Source organism: Candidatus Nitrotoga sp. AM1P, assembly GCF_013168275.1.
Taxonomy (GTDB): Bacteria; Pseudomonadota; Gammaproteobacteria; order Burkholderiales; family Gallionellaceae; genus Nitrotoga.
This window is the reverse complement of sequence record NZ_AP019547.1, coordinates 2,140,972-2,163,736: the sequence shown is the minus strand read 5'-3', so window position 1 is coordinate 2,163,736 and position 22,765 is coordinate 2,140,972. Positions and strand designations below refer to the sequence as shown.

Annotated in this window: 30 protein-coding genes and 1 other RNA gene; 1 reads left to right on the top strand and 30 read right to left on the bottom strand. The window is 49.6% G+C overall.

The genetic code is table 11. From position 1 onward, the window contains the following. Positions 1-42: 42 nt before the first annotated feature. Positions 43-312, top strand: coding sequence for a type II toxin-antitoxin system HicB family antitoxin (locus W01_RS09730; RefSeq protein WP_173054224.1), 270 nt, complete (start codon positions 43-45; stop codon positions 310-312). Positions 313-462: 150 nt separating this feature from the next. Here W01_RS09730 and W01_RS09725 read toward each other — a convergent pair whose 3' ends face one another. From W01_RS09725 to mlaE, 30 genes are all read right to left on the bottom strand, one after another. Then, positions 463-1,650: a class I SAM-dependent rRNA methyltransferase gene (locus W01_RS09725; RefSeq protein WP_173054222.1), complete on the bottom strand. Its 1,188-nt coding sequence runs from the start codon at positions 1,648-1,650 to the stop codon at positions 463-465. Further along, positions 1,647-2,567 (bottom strand): tyrosine recombinase XerC, encoded by a 921-nt coding sequence (gene xerC / locus W01_RS09720; protein ID WP_173054220.1) that lies wholly within the window; start codon positions 2,565-2,567, stop codon positions 1,647-1,649. The genes W01_RS09725 and xerC overlap by 4 nt, the downstream gene beginning before the upstream one ends. 4 nt (positions 2,568-2,571) lie before the next feature. Further along, positions 2,572-3,192, bottom strand: a complete 621-nt coding sequence (locus tag W01_RS09715) for a DUF484 family protein (RefSeq protein ID WP_173054218.1) — start codon at positions 3,190-3,192, stop codon at positions 2,572-2,574. A 9-nt stretch (positions 3,193-3,201) separates the two neighbouring features. Further along, entirely contained in the window at positions 3,202-4,032 is an 831-nt protein-coding gene (gene dapF / locus W01_RS09710) for a diaminopimelate epimerase (RefSeq protein ID WP_173054216.1), read from the bottom strand. Between the two features lie 169 nt (positions 4,033-4,201). Beyond that, complete coding sequence (locus tag W01_RS14555; RefSeq protein WP_338140705.1) at positions 4,202-4,297, bottom strand: hypothetical protein; 96 nt, start codon at positions 4,295-4,297, stop codon at positions 4,202-4,204. Between the two features lie 68 nt (positions 4,298-4,365). Beyond that, entirely contained in the window at positions 4,366-5,157 is a 792-nt protein-coding gene (locus W01_RS09705) for a sulfite exporter TauE/SafE family protein (RefSeq protein ID WP_173054214.1), read from the bottom strand. Position 5,158: 1 nt separating this feature from the next. Next, the gene (locus tag W01_RS09700; RefSeq protein ID WP_173054212.1) at positions 5,159-5,623 is read right to left on the bottom strand and encodes an EVE domain-containing protein; all 465 of its coding nucleotides are present in this window, start codon (positions 5,621-5,623) and stop codon (positions 5,159-5,161) included. 419 nt (positions 5,624-6,042) lie between these two features. Next, a non-coding RNA gene (gene ssrS / locus W01_RS09690) (6S RNA) lies at positions 6,043-6,219 on the bottom strand. Position 6,220: 1 nt separating this feature from the next. Continuing rightward, entirely contained in the window at positions 6,221-6,535 is a 315-nt protein-coding gene (locus tag W01_RS09685) for a cell division protein ZapA (protein WP_173054210.1), read from the bottom strand. 2 nt (positions 6,536-6,537) lie between these two features. Next, entirely contained in the window at positions 6,538-6,732 is a 195-nt protein-coding gene (locus tag W01_RS09680; protein WP_173054208.1) for a hypothetical protein, read from the bottom strand. 255 nt (positions 6,733-6,987) lie between these two features. Continuing rightward, positions 6,988-7,587: a flavin prenyltransferase UbiX gene (locus W01_RS09675; RefSeq protein WP_173054206.1), complete on the bottom strand. Its 600-nt coding sequence runs from the start codon at positions 7,585-7,587 to the stop codon at positions 6,988-6,990. 420 nt (positions 7,588-8,007) lie between these two features. Then, positions 8,008-8,877, bottom strand: coding sequence for an RNase adapter RapZ (gene rapZ / locus W01_RS09670; protein WP_173054204.1), 870 nt, complete (start codon positions 8,875-8,877; stop codon positions 8,008-8,010). A gap of 3 nt (positions 8,878-8,880) precedes the next feature. Then, complete coding sequence (gene hprK, locus W01_RS09665; RefSeq protein WP_173054202.1) at positions 8,881-9,819, bottom strand: HPr(Ser) kinase/phosphatase; 939 nt, start codon at positions 9,817-9,819, stop codon at positions 8,881-8,883. A 5-nt stretch (positions 9,820-9,824) separates the two neighbouring features. Continuing rightward, positions 9,825-10,280, bottom strand: coding sequence for a PTS sugar transporter subunit IIA (locus W01_RS09660; protein ID WP_173054200.1), 456 nt, complete (start codon positions 10,278-10,280; stop codon positions 9,825-9,827). Positions 10,281-10,331: 51 nt separating this feature from the next. Further along, positions 10,332-10,661 (bottom strand): ribosome hibernation-promoting factor, HPF/YfiA family, encoded by a 330-nt coding sequence (hpf, locus tag W01_RS09655; RefSeq protein ID WP_173054198.1) that lies wholly within the window; start codon positions 10,659-10,661, stop codon positions 10,332-10,334. 16 nt (positions 10,662-10,677) lie between these two features. Beyond that, entirely contained in the window at positions 10,678-12,105 is a 1,428-nt protein-coding gene (locus W01_RS09650; RefSeq protein ID WP_173054196.1) for an RNA polymerase factor sigma-54, read from the bottom strand. Between the two features lie 38 nt (positions 12,106-12,143). Continuing rightward, positions 12,144-12,866 (bottom strand): LPS export ABC transporter ATP-binding protein, encoded by a 723-nt coding sequence (gene lptB, locus W01_RS09645; protein ID WP_173054194.1) that lies wholly within the window; start codon positions 12,864-12,866, stop codon positions 12,144-12,146. Continuing rightward, on the bottom strand, positions 12,863-13,378 hold the full coding sequence (gene lptA / locus W01_RS09640; protein ID WP_242006931.1) for a lipopolysaccharide transport periplasmic protein LptA: 516 nt from the start codon (positions 13,376-13,378) through the stop codon (positions 12,863-12,865). The genes lptB and lptA overlap by 4 nt, the downstream gene beginning before the upstream one ends. 37 nt (positions 13,379-13,415) lie before the next feature. Then, positions 13,416-14,012 carry an LPS export ABC transporter periplasmic protein LptC gene (gene lptC, locus W01_RS09635; RefSeq protein ID WP_173054190.1) on the bottom strand — a complete coding sequence of 199 codons (597 nt, stop codon included), beginning with the start codon at positions 14,010-14,012 and terminating at the stop codon, positions 13,416-13,418. Next, on the bottom strand, positions 14,009-14,527 hold the full coding sequence (locus W01_RS09630; protein ID WP_173054188.1) for a KdsC family phosphatase: 519 nt from the start codon (positions 14,525-14,527) through the stop codon (positions 14,009-14,011). Before W01_RS09630 ends, lptC begins: the two co-directional genes overlap by 4 nt. Beyond that, the gene (locus W01_RS09625) at positions 14,527-15,513 is read right to left on the bottom strand and encodes a KpsF/GutQ family sugar-phosphate isomerase (RefSeq protein ID WP_173054186.1); all 987 of its coding nucleotides are present in this window, start codon (positions 15,511-15,513) and stop codon (positions 14,527-14,529) included. The genes W01_RS09630 and W01_RS09625 overlap by 1 nt, the downstream gene beginning before the upstream one ends. A gap of 99 nt (positions 15,514-15,612) precedes the next feature. Beyond that, positions 15,613-16,911 carry a histidinol dehydrogenase gene (gene hisD, locus W01_RS09620; protein ID WP_173054184.1) on the bottom strand — a complete coding sequence of 433 codons (1,299 nt, stop codon included), beginning with the start codon at positions 16,909-16,911 and terminating at the stop codon, positions 15,613-15,615. Further along, positions 16,908-17,546, bottom strand: a complete 639-nt coding sequence (gene hisG, locus W01_RS09615; protein ID WP_173054182.1) for an ATP phosphoribosyltransferase — start codon at positions 17,544-17,546, stop codon at positions 16,908-16,910. The genes hisD and hisG overlap by 4 nt, the downstream gene beginning before the upstream one ends. A gap of 14 nt (positions 17,547-17,560) precedes the next feature. After that, positions 17,561-18,811, bottom strand: coding sequence for a UDP-N-acetylglucosamine 1-carboxyvinyltransferase (gene murA, locus W01_RS09610; protein ID WP_173054180.1), 1,251 nt, complete (start codon positions 18,809-18,811; stop codon positions 17,561-17,563). 64 nt (positions 18,812-18,875) lie between these two features. Then, positions 18,876-19,631, bottom strand: a complete 756-nt coding sequence (locus W01_RS09605; protein ID WP_173054178.1) for an ABC transporter permease — start codon at positions 19,629-19,631, stop codon at positions 18,876-18,878. A 7-nt stretch (positions 19,632-19,638) separates the two neighbouring features. After that, positions 19,639-20,541, bottom strand: coding sequence for an ABC transporter ATP-binding protein (locus W01_RS09600; RefSeq protein WP_173055896.1), 903 nt, complete (start codon positions 20,539-20,541; stop codon positions 19,639-19,641). Between the two features lie 13 nt (positions 20,542-20,554). Then, on the bottom strand, positions 20,555-20,857 hold the full coding sequence (locus tag W01_RS09595) for an STAS domain-containing protein (protein WP_242006929.1): 303 nt from the start codon (positions 20,855-20,857) through the stop codon (positions 20,555-20,557). Next, positions 20,854-21,492: an MlaC/ttg2D family ABC transporter substrate-binding protein gene (locus W01_RS09590; protein ID WP_173054176.1), complete on the bottom strand. Its 639-nt coding sequence runs from the start codon at positions 21,490-21,492 to the stop codon at positions 20,854-20,856. The genes W01_RS09595 and W01_RS09590 overlap by 4 nt, the downstream gene beginning before the upstream one ends. Positions 21,493-21,520: 28 nt before the next feature. Continuing rightward, a complete protein-coding gene (gene mlaD, locus W01_RS09585) occupies positions 21,521-21,982 on the bottom strand; it encodes an outer membrane lipid asymmetry maintenance protein MlaD (protein WP_173054175.1) in 462 nt (153 codons plus the stop codon). Between the two features lies 1 nt (position 21,983). After that, positions 21,984-22,754, bottom strand: coding sequence for a lipid asymmetry maintenance ABC transporter permease subunit MlaE (gene mlaE / locus W01_RS09580; RefSeq protein WP_445082528.1), 771 nt, complete (start codon positions 22,752-22,754; stop codon positions 21,984-21,986). Between the last annotated feature and the right edge of the window lie 11 nt (positions 22,755-22,765).

The window sequence follows — 22,765 nt, the reverse complement described above, 5'->3', positions numbered from 1 at the left end:
AATATATTAAAAAACGGCTAGGGTTGAATTAGGGGACTTGCGATGTTTGAATATCCAGTGGACTTGATACCTGCCAAGGATGGCGGATTTGTCGTGACTTTTCCCGATGTACCGGAAGCCATTACCCAAGGTGGCGATAAAGACGAAGCACTACAGTATGCCAGTGAGGCGCTGGAAACCGCGCTTGGTTTCTATATAGGAGATCGTCGTCAGCTACCCTTGCCCTCCCTTGCAGCGGGACGTCCCACTGTTACGCCCGATGCAATAGTAATTGCCAAAATGATTTCGAACTGGTTATCTCTAAAGAAATAACCAAGAGTGGGAGTTAAGAAACAGAATGGACCTTTTGCTTTATGCAAAAGGTTTATGTTGAGTCAGATTTAACGCTCCAGTTTCACTGTTTTTCGCATGGCATTACCTCTCCGTTGCATAGCCTCCATTTAATTCTGACATAATCTCGAGTTAACCTGCCACGCGCAATACAAGTCCCTTGAGATATGCGCCTTCCGGGAAATTCAATAATATTGGATGATCCGGCGCGGCCTGCAGTTTGCGTATGATGTGCGCGGTTACTCCGGCATCCAAGGCGGCACCGGCAATAATTTTCTGAAACAGGTCATCGTTTATGCCGCTGGAACATGAATAGGTGGCGAGCATTCCTCCCGGTCTAAGCAGCTTGAAGCCTAACAAGTTAATATCCTTGTAACCGCGCGCGGCTTTTTCGGCGAAGGCTGCGGTAGGCGCAAATTTGGGTGGATCGAGAATGATCAGGTCAAATTTGCGGTTCTGGTCACGCAGCTTACGCAGTGTCTGGAACACGTCGTCACATTGCCATTCAGCGCGGCTGGCATCCAGCCCATTAAGTTCCACATTGCGTTGTGCCAGTTGCAGTGCCTCATTCGAAGAATCAATTGATAGCACTGATTTCGCGCCACCGCGCAGTGCATACAGCGAGAAACCGCCGCTGTAGCAAAAGCAATTCAGAACATCCTTATCTTGCGCCAGGGTTCCAATCAGTTCGCGGTTGTCACGCTGGTCGAGATAAAAACCCGTCTTCTGCCCATGTGCTACATCCACAACAAAACGCAGCCCATGTTCAACAAGGGTTAAAGATTCGGGCAAGATGCCACGTAGTACGTTATTGCGTTCCGGTAAGCCTTCTAATGCACGTGAGTCAGAATCAGAACGCTCGTAAATACAAACCGGATTGCACATCTCTCGCAATATGTCGGCACAAGTGTCGCGCCAGCGTTCCGCTCCCGCACTGCCAATCTGCATAACCAGCACATCACCATATTGATCTACTACCAGCCCGGGCAGGCCATCGGATTCGCCATGAATCAGGCGCAGGCCAGTGCTGTGTTGCGCCAATTTGAGATTTTTGCGCAATGTCAGTGCATGAGTGATTTTCGTGCGGAAAAAATCTGCGTTGATGCTTTGCTCCGCGTGCCATGACCATACTCGCGCAGCAATTTGTGAATGTGCATTGTATGCGGCATGGGCGAGGAAAGCGCCTTGTGTTGAGTATATCTGTACCGCGTCACCATCAGCAGGTGAGCCTTCCACGCGTTTAATTGCCCCGGAAAATATCCAGGGGTGACGGCGCAGAAGGGATTTCTCCCTCCCCTCCTTGAGAATAATTTTATTCATAAGGTTTTCTTTTTGGCCCGCGGATGCGCGGCATCGTAAATTTTACTGAGGTATTGGAAATCAAGATGAGTGTATACCTGCGTAGTAGAAATGCTGGTATGACCGAGCATTTCTTGAACTGCCCGTAAATCTCCGCTGGATTGCAGCACATGTGAGGCGAACGAATGGCGCAACAAATGTGGGTGAACGCCGCTGGTGATGCCCTGTTTGATGCCCCAACCTGACATGCGCAGTTGTACCGCGCGCGAACCAATGCGGCTACCATTGCGATTTACGAACAGCGCAGTTTCACCCTGTTTGGACAACTGCCCGCGCAGCGCCAGCCAAGCTTGCAGCGCTGAGATCGCATAGCTGCCCAGCGGTACGATGCGTGTCTTGGCGCCTTTACCGATAACGCGCACAGCTGCATCTGCAAAATCAAGCGCAGCAGGATCGAGACTGACCAGCTCTGCCAAGCGCAGACCGGAAGAATAAAATAACTCAAACATCGCTTTGTCGCGCACCGCCAGAATGTCGCCTGCTGTGGGCAGTTCAACCATGCGCACAGCTTCGTCCGGGGAAAGTGCATGCGGCAGATTACGTGCCGACTTGGGCGCACGCAGCCCGATGCACGGATTGTCTTTAAACTGGTAGTCGCGTATTAGATAAGAATAAAAGGTACGCCATGCCGAAAGCATACGCGCCAAACTCTTGCCGCCCAAACCGCTACCGTGCAATTGTGCTACGAAACGGCGAATTTGATGGTTTTTGAGTTCGTTTAGCGGCGTAACACCAGCAAGCTTAAACAAACGGCAAATATCGCGGGAATAGTTTTCCACGGTATGGGGGGAGTAACGACGCTCATTGCGCAGATGGTCGATAAATCCGTGCAGCGCAGCTTGGTTGAGAGTTGCAGCCTGCGCGATACTGTTTGTCATCACTTTATAGTGAGGGACGTAGCGCGCTGCTCACAGTTTCCGCGATACGCTGCAGAAACAACGTACCCATGCCAGGATAGAAACGCTGCGCATCCTCACTAGCCAATATTAACAGACCAATGGATTGTTCATCCGTCCGCAGCGGTAAATAAGCAAACGAATGCAAATGAGTCGCGCTTTCGCCAAACCAGGCCAAAGTATCATGAAGAGCGTGATGAACACAGACGGGATGCAGTTGCTGATTCACAAAGGCAAGCACTTCCAAGCTGGGCGGTAATCCTTTCCAGATGTGCAACACAATATGTGGTACTGCAAAAATTTCACGCAAATTCTGCGTAATGACATTCTGCAAATTCATCAGGTCACGCACGCCAAATAACGCAAGGGTAAATTGATGTACTTTTTGCTGTAATGAGTCGTTGTCCTGAGCAAGCATTACCATCTCGTGCAGTTTTTTTTCCAGGTTTTTGTTCTGCTCACGCAGAGTCAATAACTGCCGCTCACTTAATGAAATGGTGCGTCCGCTGTAAGGATGGGGGATAGTGACTTCCGCTAACATATCAGCATGATCTTCAAAGAACTGTGGATTATTTTTTAAATATAGTGCGATGTCTGCGGATTTCATGTGGTCCTCTTATAAATTTATTTCGCCTTCAAATACAGCAATCGCTGGTCCGGTCATAAATACCGGTGTACCGTTTCCGGCCCAAGCTATGTTCAACACCCCACCGCGCGTGGCAACATTCACGCGCGCGTCCAACAGGCCGCGCCGGATGCCGGTTACCACTGCGGCGCATGCGCCAGTGCCGCAAGACAGTGTTTCACCAGCGCCGCGTTCATACACGCGTAATTTGATGTGTTTATGATCCACTATCTGCATGAAACCTGCATTCACTCGTTGCGAAAAACGTGGGTGTTGTTCAATGAGCGCCCCCTGTATGGCGACTGGTGCCTGTTCCACATCAGTCACTACCTGTACCGCATGTGGATTGCCCATCGATAGTGCCGTAATCTGCACTGTCTCGCCCGCTACTTCTAGCGTTTGGATAACAGCATCACTACTGCCAAGAAACGGAATACGTGCAGCCTCAAAAATCGGTGCGCCCATGTTTACTGTAACTTGACCATTGTCCTCAAGGCGCGGGGTAATCAAGCCATTTTTTGTTTCTACCACGATCTCACGCTTATGTGTCAGTTTGTGATCGTGTACAAAGCGCATAAAGCAGCGTGCGCCATTGCCGCATTGTTCCACCTCGCCGCCATCCGCATTGAAGATACGATAACAAAAATCCGCATCGGGATGCTGAGCAGTTTCCACTAACAGAATTTGATCGCAGCCCACGCCAAAGTGCCGGTCAGCTAACAGGCGCAACTGCTCCGGTGTAAGCTGAATGCGCTGGCGCAACCCATTGAGGACTACGAAATCATTACCGGCACCGTGCATTTTGGTAAATTTTAGTCTCATCTCTTCGTTTCTATTAATTTCAAATACCTAAAGCAATCCATCGTTTAAAAATGCAGGCTACCGTGACAAATTGTGCCCAATGCCTGCATCCTGTCGTAGAGATTTTATGTTATGCGCGCCACACCAAGCAATTTACTCGATGTCAAATTAGTTGAAAGGTGAAGATAGTTCAACCATTTTTTCCAAAAATGGTGATCCAGCTCAGCCATGCTTGCGCGCCCTCAAAAACCAAAAATTCCAATAGCGTCCGATCATCGTATAGCAATACGCATCACTCTTCGTCATGACAAACCCGGTACAGTTTACCCCGCATAGGATTGCGTACTTTTAATGCTAAATAAATTTTATTAACAAATGTGTCGCTAATATCAGCATCAGTATTGCGAAAAGTTTGCGCAATAGCCCAATCTTCATGCGATGTACCGCCTTTGCGCCAAGCGGCGCGGTAATAACACTGGCAAGTACGATCCACAATAACGATGGGAGGTACACGAAACCCAGGTTAGGAGAGGGTAAGGGGGAACTAAGGCCAGTAATAATATAGCCAGTTGTGCCACCTATGGCGACCGGAAAACCGATCGCTGCAGAGGTACCAATTGCATTGCGTATTGGCACATTGCACCAAATTAGAAACGGAACTACGACCGTACCGCCGCCGATAGATACTAGACTACTGATCCAGCCGGTGAACATACCCGTCAGCGTCATACCAGTCATACCGGGTAATTGACGTGAGGCTTGCGGACGCAATTCAAACAAAATTTGAATTGCTGCACAATATACAAATAAAGCAAAAAATATTCCTAGTCCACGCGGCGAAACAGATGCGGCGCATAGCGCACCCAGCGCTGTTCCGAACAAAATGCCGGGAGTCATGATACGAACCACGTCCCAGTTCACCGCACCATGCTGGTGGTGTTTGTACATGCTGGCAAGAGACGTAAACAGAATAGTTGCCATAGAGGTACCGAGCGCCAAATGCATGATATTGGGGGCAGGAAAGTGCTGCATTTTGAACAGTATCAGCAATACCGGTACTAGAATGGTTCCGCCACCAATGCCGAACATTCCACTAAATAACCCAACCAATGCCCCCAGCGCGAGATAGGCGAAAGCCCATTCCATATTAATCGCGTACCAGATGCTTCAGAATGAACCTCCACTCGGCGGGATCAACCGGTGTAATGGACAATCGATTACCCCGTTGCAAAACGCGCATGCCTTCCAATTGTGGATGGCGGCGCAGCTCTGCCAATGAAATGGGTTCAATTTTCTTTACCCATTGCACATCTACATTAAACCACCGCGGCGTTTCCTGCGTAGCCTTGGGATCGAAATATTTACTATTACGTTTGAACTGAGTTGCATCGGGGTAGGCAGTACTGGAAACACGCGCGATACCTGCAATGCCTGGTACAGCACAATTAGAATGATAGAAAAGCACCGCATCGTCTTTGCACATCTGATCGCGCATGAAGTTACGTGCCTGATAGTTACGTACACCGTACCATGCCACGGTCTGATCAGGTAGGTTAGCGAGGTCATCGATGCTAACGTCGCTCGGTTCAGATTTCATTAGCCAATAACGCACGTTATTCCATTTCTAATTCAAATAAAGTGATTCATTCTGTGCGAGTACTCCTGAGGCCGCTCTCACCATTATCATTCTGTTATTAAGATTGGAGTCTTGATCGGGCAAGAAGCAGAAGTATAAACACTCTAGGTAATGCGTATGATCTTGCTTATGCCTGTCGACGCTACGTCGTAGCGTTCTGTACAATGCGCTTTACAGATCTTGACCTACTCGCCTCGCTACGTTATATCTATCCACTTCCTGTTCGTCAGGCTCCGCAATTTGCTTGCGGCTCCCTCTAGATTTCCACCTCACAATCAACATCATTGTTCCCAGTGACTTGGATCCACGCAATCAGTCAAATTGCATTAACGCACAACACGATATACTTGGCACACCTAGAAAAAAATAATGCGGCATAAGCCGCATTTAAAATAAAGACCCCCGCCTGTGCCGTTGACCCAACATCTTGAACCTGAGTTCAAGAGAGCCGATTCCCAGTTACATCAGGTACATCCACAAGGGATGCGCACAACAGTAACATTAAGGGTCACAACCTAAGCAAAGCTTATTGGTCCAAAGAATTATGAGCCTGACAAACACCGCAGGGGAAACCTAAAACAACTCATCTTGCTCAACCAGTGCCACGTCGATAGTTGCCTCCATACGCTCCATTCTACGCTTAAATTCACTCATGTCAAAACCAGAACCGAGCCTTGTGGTCAATAGTTCATGAGCAATATTCAAGGCAGACATAATTGCGATACGCTCGATCGTAACGACCTTGCCAATATCGCGAATCTCATGCATTTTCTTATCAAGATAAGCGACCGCATCAAGCAGTTCTGGACGTTCCGCTTCCGAGCAGACAACACGAAACTCCCGATCAAGGATTGTGACATCAAGCGTTCTTGCACTCTCGCTGCTCATATTTATTCTTCAGGTAATTGCGCCAGCAGTCGTTCCAAACGCGACTTAACAGAGTCAATCTTGTCGTGGCATTGACGGCCTTGGCTCAGCGCTTGAGCTAATTCTTTACGCAGATGATGATTTTCTTCGCGCAAATGTATAGCCAATTGCACCAATTGAGCCAACTTGCTTTCCAATACGTCTAATTCTGCTTGCATGAAGCGAACTATAGTTTAAAAAAACCTGACCAGTCAAATGAATAGCCAACAATAATTTTAAATTGCCCCGTCAATGGCCGGTTTAGCGTGCGCGCTCTATGGAAGCAATCCGGGATTCAAGTCAGTTTGGCGGATCACGTTAGATTACGGAGTGAATCAGCAAAAATTTACACGACCTCTATCGCACCTTCCAACCCGCAGTTTCCATCATCAATGGGTAGCTGCAAGCGTAACGGTCCTCCACGCAACCTATTATTATTCTCCCCACCGCTTCACTAACTTGTGCTCCACGCCCAAGTGATCAAGTATCTTTGCCACCACAAAATCTACCAAATCTTGCACGCTTTGCGGGTGATAGTAAAATCCCGGATTTGGCGGCAGAATGACCGCACCGGCGTGACTAAGTTTAAGCATGTTTTCCAGATGGATGGCGGAAAATGGTGTTTCGCGCGGCACTAAAATCAACGGACGCTTTTCCTTTAGCATAACATCGGCTGCACGGGTGATGAGATCGTCGCTTAACCCTCCCGCCACCGCTGCCAGCGTACCCATAGTACAGGGGCAAATTACCATTGCGTCGCCAGGATTAGAACCGGAGGCCATGGGTGCAAACCAATCATCACGCCCGAACACGCGCAGTTCGCCGCTGACTTTACCGATTCGTTCCGCCAAGATTTTTTCTGCATCTTGTGGACGGTTGGGCAACACAAAATCCAACTCTTGTTTGGCAACTATTTGTGCCGCTTGGGAATAAACCAGGTGCACGCGGTGACCGCTTTGGAGTAGGCACTCAAGCAATCGCATGGCATAGGGTAGGCCGGATGCACCGGTTAGAGCGAGTACGATAGTTTTCATGGCTTTTCACTCAATTATTTTGGGTGTTTCGAACTCAATGTTTGATTCGTCCAAATAGTGTGCTGCGATCAAACCGGACACAGAAATAATTTTGTTATGCGGTAGCGGCACTTCACTCAGCATTTTGCCGCTGTTTGCGAATGACAGCTTTATCCGCTACACCACCCTGCCATAGTATGACGGTGATCCATGTAATGCAGAGCACCCGAGCAACAGCACGATCCAATCGCCTAATTTTATGAGTGCTAGTAGCAACATGATTATTGAATATCGTGAATGACAAGGCTAAGCAACATCCCGTCATTCCCGCACCAAAATACATTCAGTGGGTTTAAATCAACGTACTCTGAAAAACCTGGATTTGCTCCTGTACGGAACTGACAGTTACTGTAATGAGATGTGTCATAAATTGCACAAAAATCAATAAGTGTTACCTAATTCACGGTGACGCAACAACACTTGCTGTTGCAATTTAAAACAACGAGCGAGCTTTTCCACCAAGTACACCGAGCGATGCTGGCCACCTGTACACCCGATGGCGACAGTGAGATAGCTGCGGTTATCAGCGATGAAACAGGGTAGCCACCTCTCGACAAAACTGCGGATGTCTTCACACATTTGTTGTACATTTTGGTTGCGTTCGAGAAACTCAATTACCGCCGCATCGCGTCCGGTTAATGGCCGCAGCACAGGATCGTAATGTGGATTGGGTAGGCAGCGCACGTCGAACACCAAGTCAGCATCGAGCGGAATACCATTCTTAAAGCCGAACGATTGGAACAGTAACGTAATGCGTGCGCGGTCAACACCCTTAAAATCTTTGACCCATGCACGCAAGGCATTGGCGCCGAGTTCGCTGGTATCAATACGATGACCGATGTTACTGATCTCGGCCAGCATTTCGCGCTCGAGTTGTACGCATTCAGGTAAGGTAAGCCCTTCATTGGTCTGCGCCGGAGGTAGAGCATTACGCAGCGGATGACGGCGACGCGTTTCGGAAAAGCGTTTCACCAACGTGTCAGTCTGCGCGTCCAGAAAGAGCAAGTGCACATCGATACCCTGTTGCTTAAGCCGTTCAATATAGTGCGGCAGTTGTTTCACGCTGTCGCCGCTACGAACATCGATACTGACAGCAATGCGTGTATTACCAGTCTGATGCAAATTTTCCACGAGGACGGGCAACAACGCAGCGGGCAGATTGTCCACACAATAGTAGCCACTATCTTCCAGCGCCTTAAGCGCCACGCTTTTTCCTGAGCCGGAGAGGCCGCTGATCAGAAATAATTGCATAATTTATTGTTCCTGCATCTGCTGCTCGTGACGACTGATAAATTCTTGCATACTGTCAATGCCGCGTTGCTGAAGCACAAAATTGCGTGCTGCTGCTTCTACCAGCACCGCAAGGTTGCGTCCAGCCATGACCGGAATGCTCACCGCGCTAATCTTCACGCCAAGAATTTCCTGATGACTAGCCACTAACGGCAAGCGTTCCAGATGGGAAAGATCGCCACGTAGAGGGCGATGTAGATGGACAATAAGTTTTAAACTTTTTTTGCGCCGCACCGCAGTCTCGCCAAACATGGTGCGAATATTCAGCACACCCAGCCCCCGCACTTCAAGGAAGTCACGCAACAATTCCGGGCAGCGCCCTTCCAGCGTTTCCGGAGAAATACGGTACAGCTCGGTAATATCGTCCGCCACTAAGCCGTTGCCGCGTGTGATAAGTTCCAGCCCCAGTTCACTCTTGCCTATGCCGCTATCACCCGTGACCAGCACTCCCACCCCCAATACGTCAAGAAACACACCGTGACGCGTGGTCGATTCCGCCAGCGCTTTGACAATGTAATGACGTACCAACCACATCAAATGTACGCTGGGCAGAGGAGAACGAAACAACGGTGTATGTGTGCGATTAGCGTAAATGATCAACTCTTGTGGGATCTTATCCGTGCCGGCCACAATCAGGCATAACGTACCGCCACGTTCAAGTTGCATCAGCGCTTCTGCGAACGCGACGGGCGAAAGCACTTGAAGATGGTCGACCTCGGTTTCACTCAATACCTGCACCCAATTCGGGTGGATCAAATTGAGGTGACCAATCAAACCGTTGTTAGAGGCACTGACTAAATCACTATCAATTATCTTCGCAGCACCATTCGCTCCGGCTACCCAGCTCAATGCCAGCTGCTCCTGTTTGTCCTCGAACAACTGCTGAATATTGACCTGTGCCATTGCTTTTACATCGCCCAGTCAGTAAACAATTGATGGATTACCGCTACATCATTGCTATTCTGTATTTGTTCGCGGAAGGTTTTATCACTGAACATTTGCGCCAACTCGCCCAGTAGTTGCAAGTGCAGGTCAGTGGCCCTTTCCGGCACCAACAACACAAAAATCAGGTTTACCGGTTGACCATCTGGTGCGTCGAACGGAATCAATGCTTGGGTCTTGACGAAAGCGGCAATCGCATCACGCAGACCCTTGATGCGACCATGCGGAATAGCCACGCTGTGTCCCAGACCCGTCGAGCCAAGCTTCTCGCGCGCAAACAGGCTATCAAATACTTGGCTACGTGCAATTTTCTGAGTATTTTCAAATAACACCCCCACTCTTTCGAAAACCCGTTTTTTACTGGTGGAATCGGCGTCCAGTATGACGTTCTCAAGGGGCAGAACTTTGCTGATCAGGTTCATAATTCAAGCACTTCAAAAATAAGGAAGGGGCGGCCGTAAGCCGCCCTGCTATCATTCTTGTCCTACTGCGGGGGGATTGCCGGATTCATCATGACGACGAGCGGCCTGTTTTTCCTTATGCTTGATAATTTGACGATCAAGTTTTTCGATCAAATTATCAATCGCCACATATAAGTTCGTATCATCAGATTCCACAAAAATAGTTTTACCGCTCAGGTGGACATTAGCCTCGGCCTTTTGTTTTAATTTTTCCACTGAAAGAATGACATTAACATCAATCATATTATCAAAGTGACGCTCGATTTTGCCGAGTTTACTTACCACGTGCTCGCGAATGGCGGGGGTAATTTCCAAATGGTGTCCGCTGAGATTGAGGTTCATGGCCTGCTCCTTATGGTTAGAGTGATTTACGAAGATTAACTGGGAGGATATTCAGCAATTCCCGGTATTTTGCCACGGTACGCCGGGCAACCAATATGCCCTGCTGTGCCAGGATTTCAGACATGCGGCTGTCGGTTAGAGGGTGACGTGCGTCTTCCTGGTTGACAAGCTGCTTGATGAGTGCGCGGATTGCCGTGGAGGAACACGTACCGCCACTTTCGGTCGCGATTCCACTGCAGAAAAAATACTTGAGTTCATAAATACCGCGCGGGGTAAGCATGAATTTTTGTGTAGTCACACGGGAAATGGTGGATTCATGCAGATCAAGCTGTTCTGCAATTTCGCGCAGTACCAGCGGGCACATCGCTGTATCACCATGCTCTAAAAAATTGCGTTGACGATCAACAATTGTCTGCGATACACGCAAAATAGTATCGAAACGCTGTTGCAAATTTTTGATAAACCAGCGCGCTTCCTGCAATTGACCAGCCAGCTGCTGTACGTTTTTTTCATTACCCTGTTGCAAGATATTGGCATACATTTGATTAACACGCAGGCGCGGCATAGCGCCCTGATTTAGCCGTACATGCCAGTTACCGTGGCGGAATTCTACCACCACATCAGGTACGACATAGTCTGCGGCTCGCTGTTCAAATTCAGCGCCAGGTCTTGGTTGCAGATGAGTAATGAGCGATTGTACGGTGCGCAATGCGTCATCGTCACAGCGAAGGACTTTTTTCAGCTTGGTAAAATCGTGCGCACCCAGCAGGTTGAGGTATTGCGACACCAAGCGTAGCGCCAGATCCCGGCATGGAGTATCTTCCGGGAGCGCTTTAAGTTGGAGCGTGAGACATTCGCTTAAGGTACGGGCAGCTATGCCGGGCTGATCCAGGTGCTGTAATTGCACCAGTGCAGTTTCCAAGTCATCCAAAGTAATATCAAGTTGTTCTGGTAGCATTTCGACAATTTCTTCCAGCGGCTGCGCCAGATAACCATTGCCGTCCAATGCATCGATCAACAAACCGATAATTTTTCGGTCGCGCACATCATGCTGACTCATATTTAGTTGCCAGATGAGGTGCTCACGCAGGCTTGGGGTATCTGCCGCGACTTCCGCACGAGCTTCTTTTTCATCATCCGGCCCGCTGGCTGCGGAAAAAGAAGGTTCATTCCAGTCTTCTTTTACCCAGTCTTCATCGGTCTGTTGCGGCATTTCATCTTTTACTTCAGTATTATCTACAACAGCGCTAGAAGCAGCATCTCCATGCGCATAGGGCTGCATCGCATCTTCATCTGCACGTTCTAACAATGGATTTTCATCCAGCAAACGTGCTACTTCCTGATTGACTTCCAGAGTGGATAGTTGCAACAGGCGTATGGCTTGCTGTAACTGGGGGGTAAGCGTCAGTTGCTGGGATTGCCTAAGCTGTAATGTGGGTTTCATTACGAAATTTACGGACAGGAGCGGCGCATAATGTGCATTTATAGTTTGAAATGCTCGCCTAGATATACTTTTCTCACGCCTTCATTATAAATGATTTCGTCAGGTTTGCCTTCCGCCATTACCGACCCGGCATTAATAATATAGGCGCGGTCACAGATTCCCAATGTTTCGCGAACATTGTGGTCAGTAATCAACACGCCAATGTCACGCTCTTTAAGAAACCGAATGATTTTCTGAATGTCCAGCACGGCAATCGGATCCACCCCTGCAAACGGTTCATCCAAAAGAATAAATCGTGGATTGGTGGCCAGCGCGCGAGCGATTTCAACACGTCGTCGTTCGCCCCCTGACAAGCTGACCGCTGGATTGTTTCGTATATGAGTGATATGCAGATCCTCCATCAACTCGTCCTGCCGTGCTTGAATTTCATCGTTATCATAATCTTGTAATTCCAGCACAGCCTGAATATTTTGTGCGACCGTCAGGCGGCGAAAAATAGATGCTTCCTGTGGCAGATAACCCAGCCCCAAACGCGCACGGCGATGAATGGGGAGATGAGTAATATTCTGTCCATTGATAAAAATATCGCCTCCGTCTGCAGCTACCAGCCCAACAATCATGTAGAAACAGGTAGTCTTTCCAGCACCATTAGGACCAAGCAGACCGACTACTTCGCCGCTCTGTACCGACAGGGAAACATCATGCACTACGGTACGAGATCGATAGCGCTTTTTCAGTGCAACGGCGCGCAGCTCGCTCATTGACGTTCGTTAGGCTTGGTTAATATCGTTGTCGGCTTGATTGATAGCGGTTCGCCGACTGAAGAACGCTTGTTTTTTGGTTGAATGATAGCGCGCACGCGCCCCTTGTTGGAGATACCGTTCACCTGAAATATCTCAGTTTTGGAGTTATAGGTAATATGTTCACCACGCACTTCATCCTGATCCTGCTTCACACGCGCCTGGCCAAAAAAATCTATGATTGCAGTCTTGGTGTCATATTCAATGCGCTCACCATACCCTTCCACATATCCGTCGATATTATCGCGCTTCTGGCGAAAACTGGCGGGTTGTCCGGTTGCCGTACCGTGCTTGAATCCTTCCTTGTCCTGTACTACGACAATTTTGTCGGCGTTAATAATCATCGTGCCCTGAGTGAGCCGCACCTTGCCTTCAAAGACGCTAATTTGTTTGACATCGTCAATACTGAGCTGATTTGCTTCCAAATGCATCGGCTTATCACGGTCGGCAAGTTCCGCTTGGCTGATTGGCACATGACAGAGAAGCTCTATGCAGAGCAAAGCAGCATATTTAATTTTTGTCGGGCACATATTCACTTTTAACTTGCGCAAGCAGTTTTACTATATGCGATTTATTATCAAATTTCATACCTACTGCATGCACAATGTTACGTCCATCAACCATAGTGACAGGCTGGTCTGTTTCGGCCAAGCCACGGTCAGGGATCACATGCAGATAAGTAGTGGTAAATATCATGTCTCTCTGCTTGGTACTGTTGGCACGCACGATTTTTACATTATCGCGTAAAAATATTTCATCGCCCTTGCCTGACACCATTCCATTATTTGCAGAAGTATGCGTGGGAGGATGATCTAAATCAAAGCTGGTAAGTACAGGCGCTTCCAGGTACGTGCTATCGTTATCTGGGTAATGCAGCATTGTTTTTGCAGCCATCACGAAACGCGGTTTGCCCTGTTCATTCAGCGTAGTAGCGACAAATTTACTGACAATAAAATCTGGATCGTGGCGGCGCTTGCTGCTGTCGGGTACGGACGGCAGCGGCTGTACTTGCTGATTCAGCCAATAAGCTGCGGCCAGTAGCAGTAATAGCAACGGTAAGCCGGTGAACCAAGCGCGCAAACGGTCAATAACGACTGAATAATTCATGCCAAATAAGGCGCGAGTTGCGCATCCAGCGTGCCTTGCGCTGACATCAGCAATTCGCATGCTTCACGTACCGCGCCATGCCCGCCGTCTCGCTCGGTAATATAGTGAGCACGATCACGCACTGTTTGTGGCGCACTCGGCACGCTGATAGCCAACCCGACACGAAGCATGACCGGTAAATCTATTACGTCGTCACCCATAAAAGCGACGACATCCAAGGGCAGTTTGAGCTGAGCAAGCATTTTTTGCATGCTAGCAAACTTGTCATGAACACCTTGATACAAGTGCGAGATGCCAAGGTGGTGTGCGCGTAGCTCTACACAGCGGGAAGTCCGACCAGTAATAATAGCCAGTTCCACACCGGATGCTTTGAGCATTTTTAAACCCTGTCCGTCAAGCGAATTGAAGCGCTTAAATTCTTCACCGGAGTCGGTTAAATAGAGACCGCCATCCGTCATAATGCCGTCCACATCAAAGGCAATAAGGCGAATGGACTGAGCTTGACTTAACGACATCAAATCACTTTCGCACGCAGCAGATCATGCATATTCAGAGCACCTACCAGCTTATTGTTGGAATCTATCACCAGCATCTGGCTAATATTATATTGCTCCATGATCTGCACCGCTTCGGCTGCCAGTGCATCCGGCTTAATACTGCGCGGATTGCGCGACATGACCGAGCTGATTGTAGTAGTGGCGAAATCAACACGCTTTTCCAACGTGCGGCGTAAATCTCCATCAGTATAGATACCCAGCACCTGCCGAGCATCATCTACAATGGCGGTCATGCCTAACCCTTTGCACGAGATTTCAAGCACTGCCTCGGCCAGCGTTGCATTTTGATTCACAGCAGGCACCCCCTTGTCGGAATGCATAATGTCACGCACATGAGTTAGCAAACGGCGGCCCAAGCTTCCGCCAGGGTGCGAACGCGCAAAATCTTCCTCCCCGAACCCTTTGGCATCTAACAGCGCCACGGCCAGTGCATCACCCAATGCCAGCGCTGCCGTAGTGCTGGCGGTAGGAGCAAGCCCTAGCGGGCAAGCTTCCTTGTCCACAGCAGCATCGAGGTGCGCGTCTGCCGCCTCTGCCAAGCTGGATCGTGGATTGCCTGTCAGACTAATCAACCGCGCTCCCTGACGTTTGATGACTGGCACGATAGTAAGTAACTCCTGACTTTCTCCGGAATACGATAACGCAATAAACACATCTTTAGTGGTGATCATGCCTAAATCGCCGTGACTAGCTTCGGCAGGATGGACAAAGTACGCTGGAGTACCCGTGCTGGAAAGTGTAGCGGCGATCTTGCGCGCAATATGGCCAGACTTACCCATGCCGCTTACAATCACACGGCCTTCGCAGGCTAAAATGATATTTAACGCCTGCAGAAAATTTTCATCTATGCGTTGTGTAAGAGCCAATACAGCTGCGGCTTCAATGTGTAATACCTCACGCGCTAAATCAAGTGCGCGTGGGGTTGCGAAGAGGGCTTTGTTCATGGTGACGAATTATAACAGTGCCATTCGGGCGTAGTGCAATTTTGAAAGAACCGTACGGACGCGAACAATCTCAAATGAGGCGACTTGCTCTCAACAAGTTCACGAACCCATTCTGAACCGGGCAGACTGCGCATGTGCATGCAAGCCCTCACCAAGCGCCAGCACTTCTGCAATTTCGCCCAGCATCCCTGCACCCTGCGCGGATACTTGAATCAAACTGCTGCGTTTCTGAAAGTCATACACCCCCAATGGGGAAGAAAAACGTGCCGTGCCAGAGGTCGGCAGGACATGATTAGGACCAGCGCAATAATCACCAAGCGACTCGGACGTGTAACAACCCAGGAAAATTGCCCCGGCATGCTTGATTTTTGGCAGCCATTGCTGGGGATCGGCCACTGAAAGCTCCAGATGCTCCGGTGCTATACGGTTACTGATAACACAAGCCTCATCCAAGTCAGTCACATCAATCAAAGCACCGCGGTTCTCTAATGCAGTGCGTATGATGTCACGGCGCGGCATCTGCGCCAGTAGACGATCTGCACTTTGCGCCACGGCTGTGGCGAAAGCCGCATCCGGTGTCAACAGGATGGCCTGCGCCAATTCATCGTGCTCTGCTTGAGAAAATAGATCCATCGCAATCCAGTCCGGGTCGGTTTGTCCATCGCAGATCACCAGAATCTCTGATGGGCCTGCCACCATATCAATACCAACCACGCCAAATACGCGGCGCTTGGCGGCGGCCACGTAAGCGTTGCCGGGGCCGACGATTTTATCTACCCGCGGCACGGTTGCCGTGCCATAGGCCAGCGCAGCAATCGCTTGCGCTCCGCCAATGGTGAAGACCCGATCTACCCCGGCCAGATGGGCTGCTGCCAACACCAACGCATTTCGCACTCCATCTGGTGTCGGCACTACCATAATGAGTTCGCCCACCCCAGCCACTTTCGCCGGTAGCGCATTCATCAGCACTGAAGAGGGATAGGCAGCTTTGCCGCCCGGCACATACAGACCAACCCTATCCAATGGCGTAATCTGCTGGCCAAGCAGCGTGCCATCCGCCTCAGTATAGCTCCATGAAGCTTGTAACTGCTTTTGATGGTAAGTGGTAACGCGCTGTGCGGCCTGCTCCAGAGCGGCGCGCTGTGCGGCGCGCAACCCCTCGAAGGCGGTACGCAACACAGCAGGAGGCAGTTCCAGTGCAGCACCATCATGTACTTCCATGCGATCAAAGCGTCGGGTATATTCAAGCAGGGCGACATCGCCGCGTGTGCGCACATCCGCCAGAATAGCCGCGACAATCGCGTCCAGCTGGTCATCCTGAGTCGCTTCGAAAGCCAGCAGTCTATCCAGTTGCGAATTGAAATCTGGCTGCCGAGTAGAAAGCCGTCTGATATTCATTGAACTACCGCCAAGGAAAACGCATCCAGCATAGGCTGAATAGCCGCATGTTTGAGTTTAAGTGAGGCCTGATTCACCACCAGACGCGAAGAAATTGCAGAAACCTCTTCTACCGCCTTAAGATGATTGGCCTTCAATGTATTGCCACTACTGACCAAGTCCACGATTGCATCTGACAAACCGACCAGTGGCGCCAGCTCCATCGAGCCATATAATTTAATCAAATCCACATGCACACCTTTAGCCGCAAAATGCTCGCGTGCGGTCTGTACGTATTTGGTCGCCACACGCAGGCGCGCGCCCTGACGCACTGCGGAGTCATAATCAAAATCATTCCTTACTGCCACCATCATGCGGCAACGCGCAATATTCAAATCCAGCGGCTGGTACAAACCGATGCCACCATGCTCATCAAGGACATCCTTGCCCGCGATCCCCAAATCAGCAGCTCCGTATTGCACATAGGTCGGCACATCGGAAGCACGCACAATAATCAAACGTACGTCGGCACGATTGGTGGATAAAATCAACTTGCGCGTAGGCTCCGGCGCTTCCATCGGCGTAATGCCCGCCGCCTGCAACAACGGCAAGGTCTCTTCAAAAATGCGCCCTTTGGATAAGGCGATGGTAATCATGCGGTATCTTTCATTTATTTAATGCGAAATATGTTCGCTCCGAGTTGCGACAGTTTTATTTCTATGTGTTCATAACCACGATCCAAATGATAAATACGATCAATCACGGTTTCGCCCTGCGCCACCAATCCGGCAATAACCAGGCAAGCCGATGCACGCAAATCCGTTGCCATCACCGTTGCACCTTCCAGATGATCAACCCCATGAACCAAGGCAGTATTACCTTCTACGTCTATCCTTGCACCCAGACGGCGCAATTCTTGCACATGCATAAAACGATTTTCAAAAATCGTTTCCACTACCATCGCGCTGCCATCTGCAATAACATTCAACGCCATAAATTGTGCTTGCATATCCGTAGGGAATGCGGGATACGGCGCAGTACGCACGTTCACCGATCTGGGCCGACCCGTCATGTCCAAGTGGATACTCTCACTATCGCTACGGATGCACGCACCGGCTTCGATAAGTTTTTCCAGCACGGAATCGAGGATATCCGCTCGCGTATCGCGTAACACGATGCTACCGCCCGTTGCCGCTGCCGCCACCAGAAAAGTCCCACTCTCGATACGATCCGGCATGATACGGTGGGCTGCACCGTGCAATTTTTCCACACCCGTTATGACAATTGTGTGGCTGCCTGCCCCCTCTATTTTCGCACCCATTGCAATCAGGCAATGCGCCAAATCCACCACCTCCGGTTCGCGCGCCGCATTTTCCAGCACCGTTACCCCTTCCGCCAAAGCAGCAGCCATCATCAGATTTTCAGTGCTGGTCACACTGACGATGTCGAATAAAATTCGTGCGCCTTTAAGGCGTTTTGCCTGCGCATGAATGTAGCCATGCTCAATGTAAATTTGAGCACCCATTGCCTGCAGGCCCTTGATGTGAATATCGACGGGACGCGAACCAATGGCGCAACCACCCGGCATTGAGACGCGCGCCTCGCCGAAGCGTGCCACCAGAGGGCCTAATACTAGCACTGCGGCGCGCATGGTCTTTACCATGTCATAAGGCGCTTCCAGCTTATCCACTTGCGCACCATGCAACGTCATCTCGTCACCTTGCACAGCAGCCTTCACGCCCATCTGCTCCAACAATTTACGCATGGTTGCGATATCGTGCAAATCCGGCATGTTACTTAACTGCAAGACATCACTCGTCAACAGGCTGGCGCACATCATAGGCAATGCCGCGTTCTTGGCACCGGAAATACGCACTTCGCCGCGCAATGGAATGCCACCTTGTATCACTAATTTTTGCATATTGGCATCTTTAAAAATCTCAATTCCATCTTAATGTATTCTTGCCATATCTTTAAATATTATGTCAGTAGCGCAACTTATATCCGGACTTTAACAACGCCAAAGACAACAACGTCAAACCCAGCATGCACCCGCCCGCCACCATCAAATTCACCCAAGGAGAAATATCTGATACGCCGAAAAATCCATAACGAAAACCATCTATCACATAAAAAAACGGGTTAAAGCGCGACAACTCCTGCCAGAATGGCGGTAGCGAATGAATGGAATAGAATACGCCGGATAAAAACGTCAACGGCATGATAATGAAATTCTGAAATCCTGCGAGTTGATCGAATTTTTCTGCCCACATCCCGGCCACCACCCCCAGTGAACCAAGCATCGCGCTACCCAGAACGGCGAACAATATAATCCAGATTGGAAACTGTAACGGTGGCTGGGCAAACCACAGTGCGACCAAATATACGCCTATGCCAACCACCAACCCCCGCAGCATGGAAGCGAACACATATGCCGCAAAGAATTCCCAATAAGCAATCGGCGCCAACAGCACGAACACGATATTGCCAGTAATCTTGGACTGAATCAGACTGGAAGAGCTATTAGCAAAAGCGTTCTGCAGCATTGCCATCATCATCAGTCCCGGGATCAGGAAGGCAGTGTAATGCACCCCCGGATACACCTCGACATGCTGTGCCAGCACATGCGAAAAAATCAGCAGATAGAGCAATGCGGTCAACACGGGGGCCAGTACGGTCTGGAAGCCTACCTTCCACACACGGAACACCTCCTTGTAGAGCAGACTGTAAAAACTCAACATGCCCGCCTCACTGCACGGTCCGCCCCACCAAACGCAGGAAGACTTCTTCCAGATCAGGCTGCTGCAAGGTCATCTCCTGCACTGCAACCCCAGCCACACGCAGTTCCGTCAGCACTGACTCCAATGCTTGATAGGTTGGCAAAGTCAACAGGTAATCGCTGTCCGTCTGTTCGAGCACGTGCAGCAGCAATGTAGCAGGTAGACAACCCGCTAGTTTCAGTCTGACGCGACAACCGGCCAAACTACTAAGTAAATTTTGTGTGCTATCCAACGCTACAATCCGACCATGCTTGAGCATGGCAATCCGTGTGCACAAAGCTTCCGCTTCTTCCAGATAATGGGTCGTTAGCAGAATGGTATGCCCCTCGCGGTTAAGCTGCTGAATAAAGCGCCATAACGATTGACGCAGTTCCACGTCCACCCCGGCAGTCGGTTCATCCAACACAATAACGGGCGGCTTATGCACCAGGGCCTGCGCCACCAAGACACGGCGCTTCATACCACCGGACAGGCGGCGCATATTGGTATCGGCTTTACCGGTCAAATCCAAGTGGTGCATTACCTCATTGATCCAGCTGTCGTTACGACGCAATCCAAAAAAACCAGACTGCAAACGCAGCGTTTCGCGCACTGTGAAAAAAGGATCAAAGGCCAATTCTTGCGGCACCACACCCAACACGCGACGGCTAGCACGGTATTGCTTGACTACATCGTATCCCAGTATGGAAAGTTGCCCATCATCTGGTAACGCAAGTCCGGCCAGCAGGTTAATCAGCGTGGTTTTACCCGCACCGTTGGGGCCAAGTAAACCGACGAACTCACCCTGCTCAATACGCAAATCCACGCCATCCAATGCTTGTAATTGACCATAGCGCTTGCGTACTTGGCGTACATCAATAGCAGGTGGCATCAAATTGAATGGATCAAGGCTGCACGGAATCATTACCGCATAGCGGCAGCATGTCCGCCACGCCATATAAACGAGCCAAGCTTAATAAATTCTCTGGAATATGAGCAAAATACAGTTTCACACTACTCCGTTGCGCCTCGCGTAGCCAAGCCAGCAACAAACTGACCGCAGCAGAATCCACCGTCTCTACCTTAGCCAAGTCAACTACCAGCGATGTTTCTCCAGAAACTGGCAAACCATTTTTGAACAGGGATGTAACCGTTTCAATGGTCAGATGACTCGTTACTTGCATACGGCCACCGTCATGATCAATCACTTGGACGTCGCCTTAGACGACATTGTGCCGGTCTGCGCCTGATTTTTTTCCACTAACATTTTAATCAATCCATCAATGCCGCTCTTCTGAATCTGCTCAGCGAAGGTACCGCGATAATTAGTTACCAGACTCACGCCTTCAATCGATAGGTCATATACCTTCCAACCATTAGCCGTCTTTTCCATATCATAATTTACGGGCAGAGGGGGTTTACCTTTGTTAAGAATAAAAGTTTTTATAGTCACTTCAGTGGCATCATTTGTCATTTTGAGCGACTTCACTTCAACTTCCTGATTCTGGTAGGTAGTGAATGCAGTTGTGTAAGTACGCACCAGCAAATTGCGAAACTCGATTTCCAAGACTTTTTTCTGTTCTGGCGTAGCATTACGCCAGTTCTTGCCTACGGCAAGTCTGGTCATATGAGTAAAATTAAAATGCGGCAGTACTTTGGCATCCACCAATTCATTAACTTTTTTTGTATTACCACTCTGAATATCCTTGTCCCGCTTAACAATGGCCAGCACTTCATCCACGGTGTTTCTGATTAACGCTTCCGGTTCTGGCGTATCCGCACGCACGCCCAGTGACACGCACGCCAGCAATACTCCCACCCACAGTGCAATTATTTTGTTCATATATACCTTTAGTAATTTATTTATTAAGTTATCTGGAATCTTCAGCCTTGCTGTATAAGAACCTGCCAATTAAATCCTCCAGGACTACGGCAGACTGTGTTTTCTTGATTTCGTCGCCTGCCTTCAAAAATTCTTCCTCACCACCCGGGATAAAACCGATGTACTGCTCACCTAATAATCCTGAAGTCAGAATATTAGCGAATGTATCTTTGGGAAACTGGTAACGCTTGTCTATAGTCATTGTCACTTTAGCTTCATAGCGCTTGGGATCCAGGCTGATCTGAGCCACCCGTCCAATGAGTACTCCAGAACTTTTGATGGATGCCTGGGATTTGAGGCCACCGATGTTAGAAAAATAAGCCTGCAACTCATATGTCTCGGACATGTTGTACGTACTCAGGTTCCCCACCTTCAGCGCTAACACTGCCAGCGCCGCTAAACCAGCCACGACAAATATGCCGACCCATAAATCCAGCGTGGTGCGTTTCATACTAACCCCCTTGAAACATAAATGCAGTCAAAATAAAATCCAAAAACAAAACTGCCAGTGACGACTCAACGACTGTGCGTGTGGTCGCACCGGACACGCCTTCTGCGGTAGGCGGTGCATCATAGCCTTCGAACAATGCGATTGCGGTCACCGCCACCCCAAATACGACACTCTTAATCATACCGTTAAGTATGTCGTACTGAAAATCGACCGCAGCCTGCATTTGCGACCAGAATGAACCTTGATCCACGCCGATCAGCACCACACCCACCACATAGCCACCAAATATACCCATGGCAGAAAATAACGCCGACAGCAGCGGCATAGAAATGACTCCAGCCCAAAAACGAGGCGCAACCACGCGCGCCATCGGGTTAATCGCCATCATCTCCATCGCGGATATCTGCTCGGTAGCCTTCATCAAACCAATCTCCGCAGTCATCGCCGAACCAGCACGACTTGCAAACAGCAGAGCAGCCAGCACCGGCCCCAATTCGCGCACCAAACTCAGTGCTACAAGCGACCCCAGTGCAGATTCTGAGCCGTAACGTTTGAGTGTCTCATAGCCTTGCAACCCCAATACCATGCCGACAAACATGCCCGCCACTAAAATTATAATCAGCGACATCACTCCACTAGAGAATAACTCCTTGATGATCAAGTGGAAGCGTCGGAAGCTGACCCCAGAATAAAACAGAATCAGCAAGAAAAAGCGGGTGGCATATCCCGTGCGCCATACAGCATTTACAACACGGCGCCCTATGGACCTCATACTTTCAACGA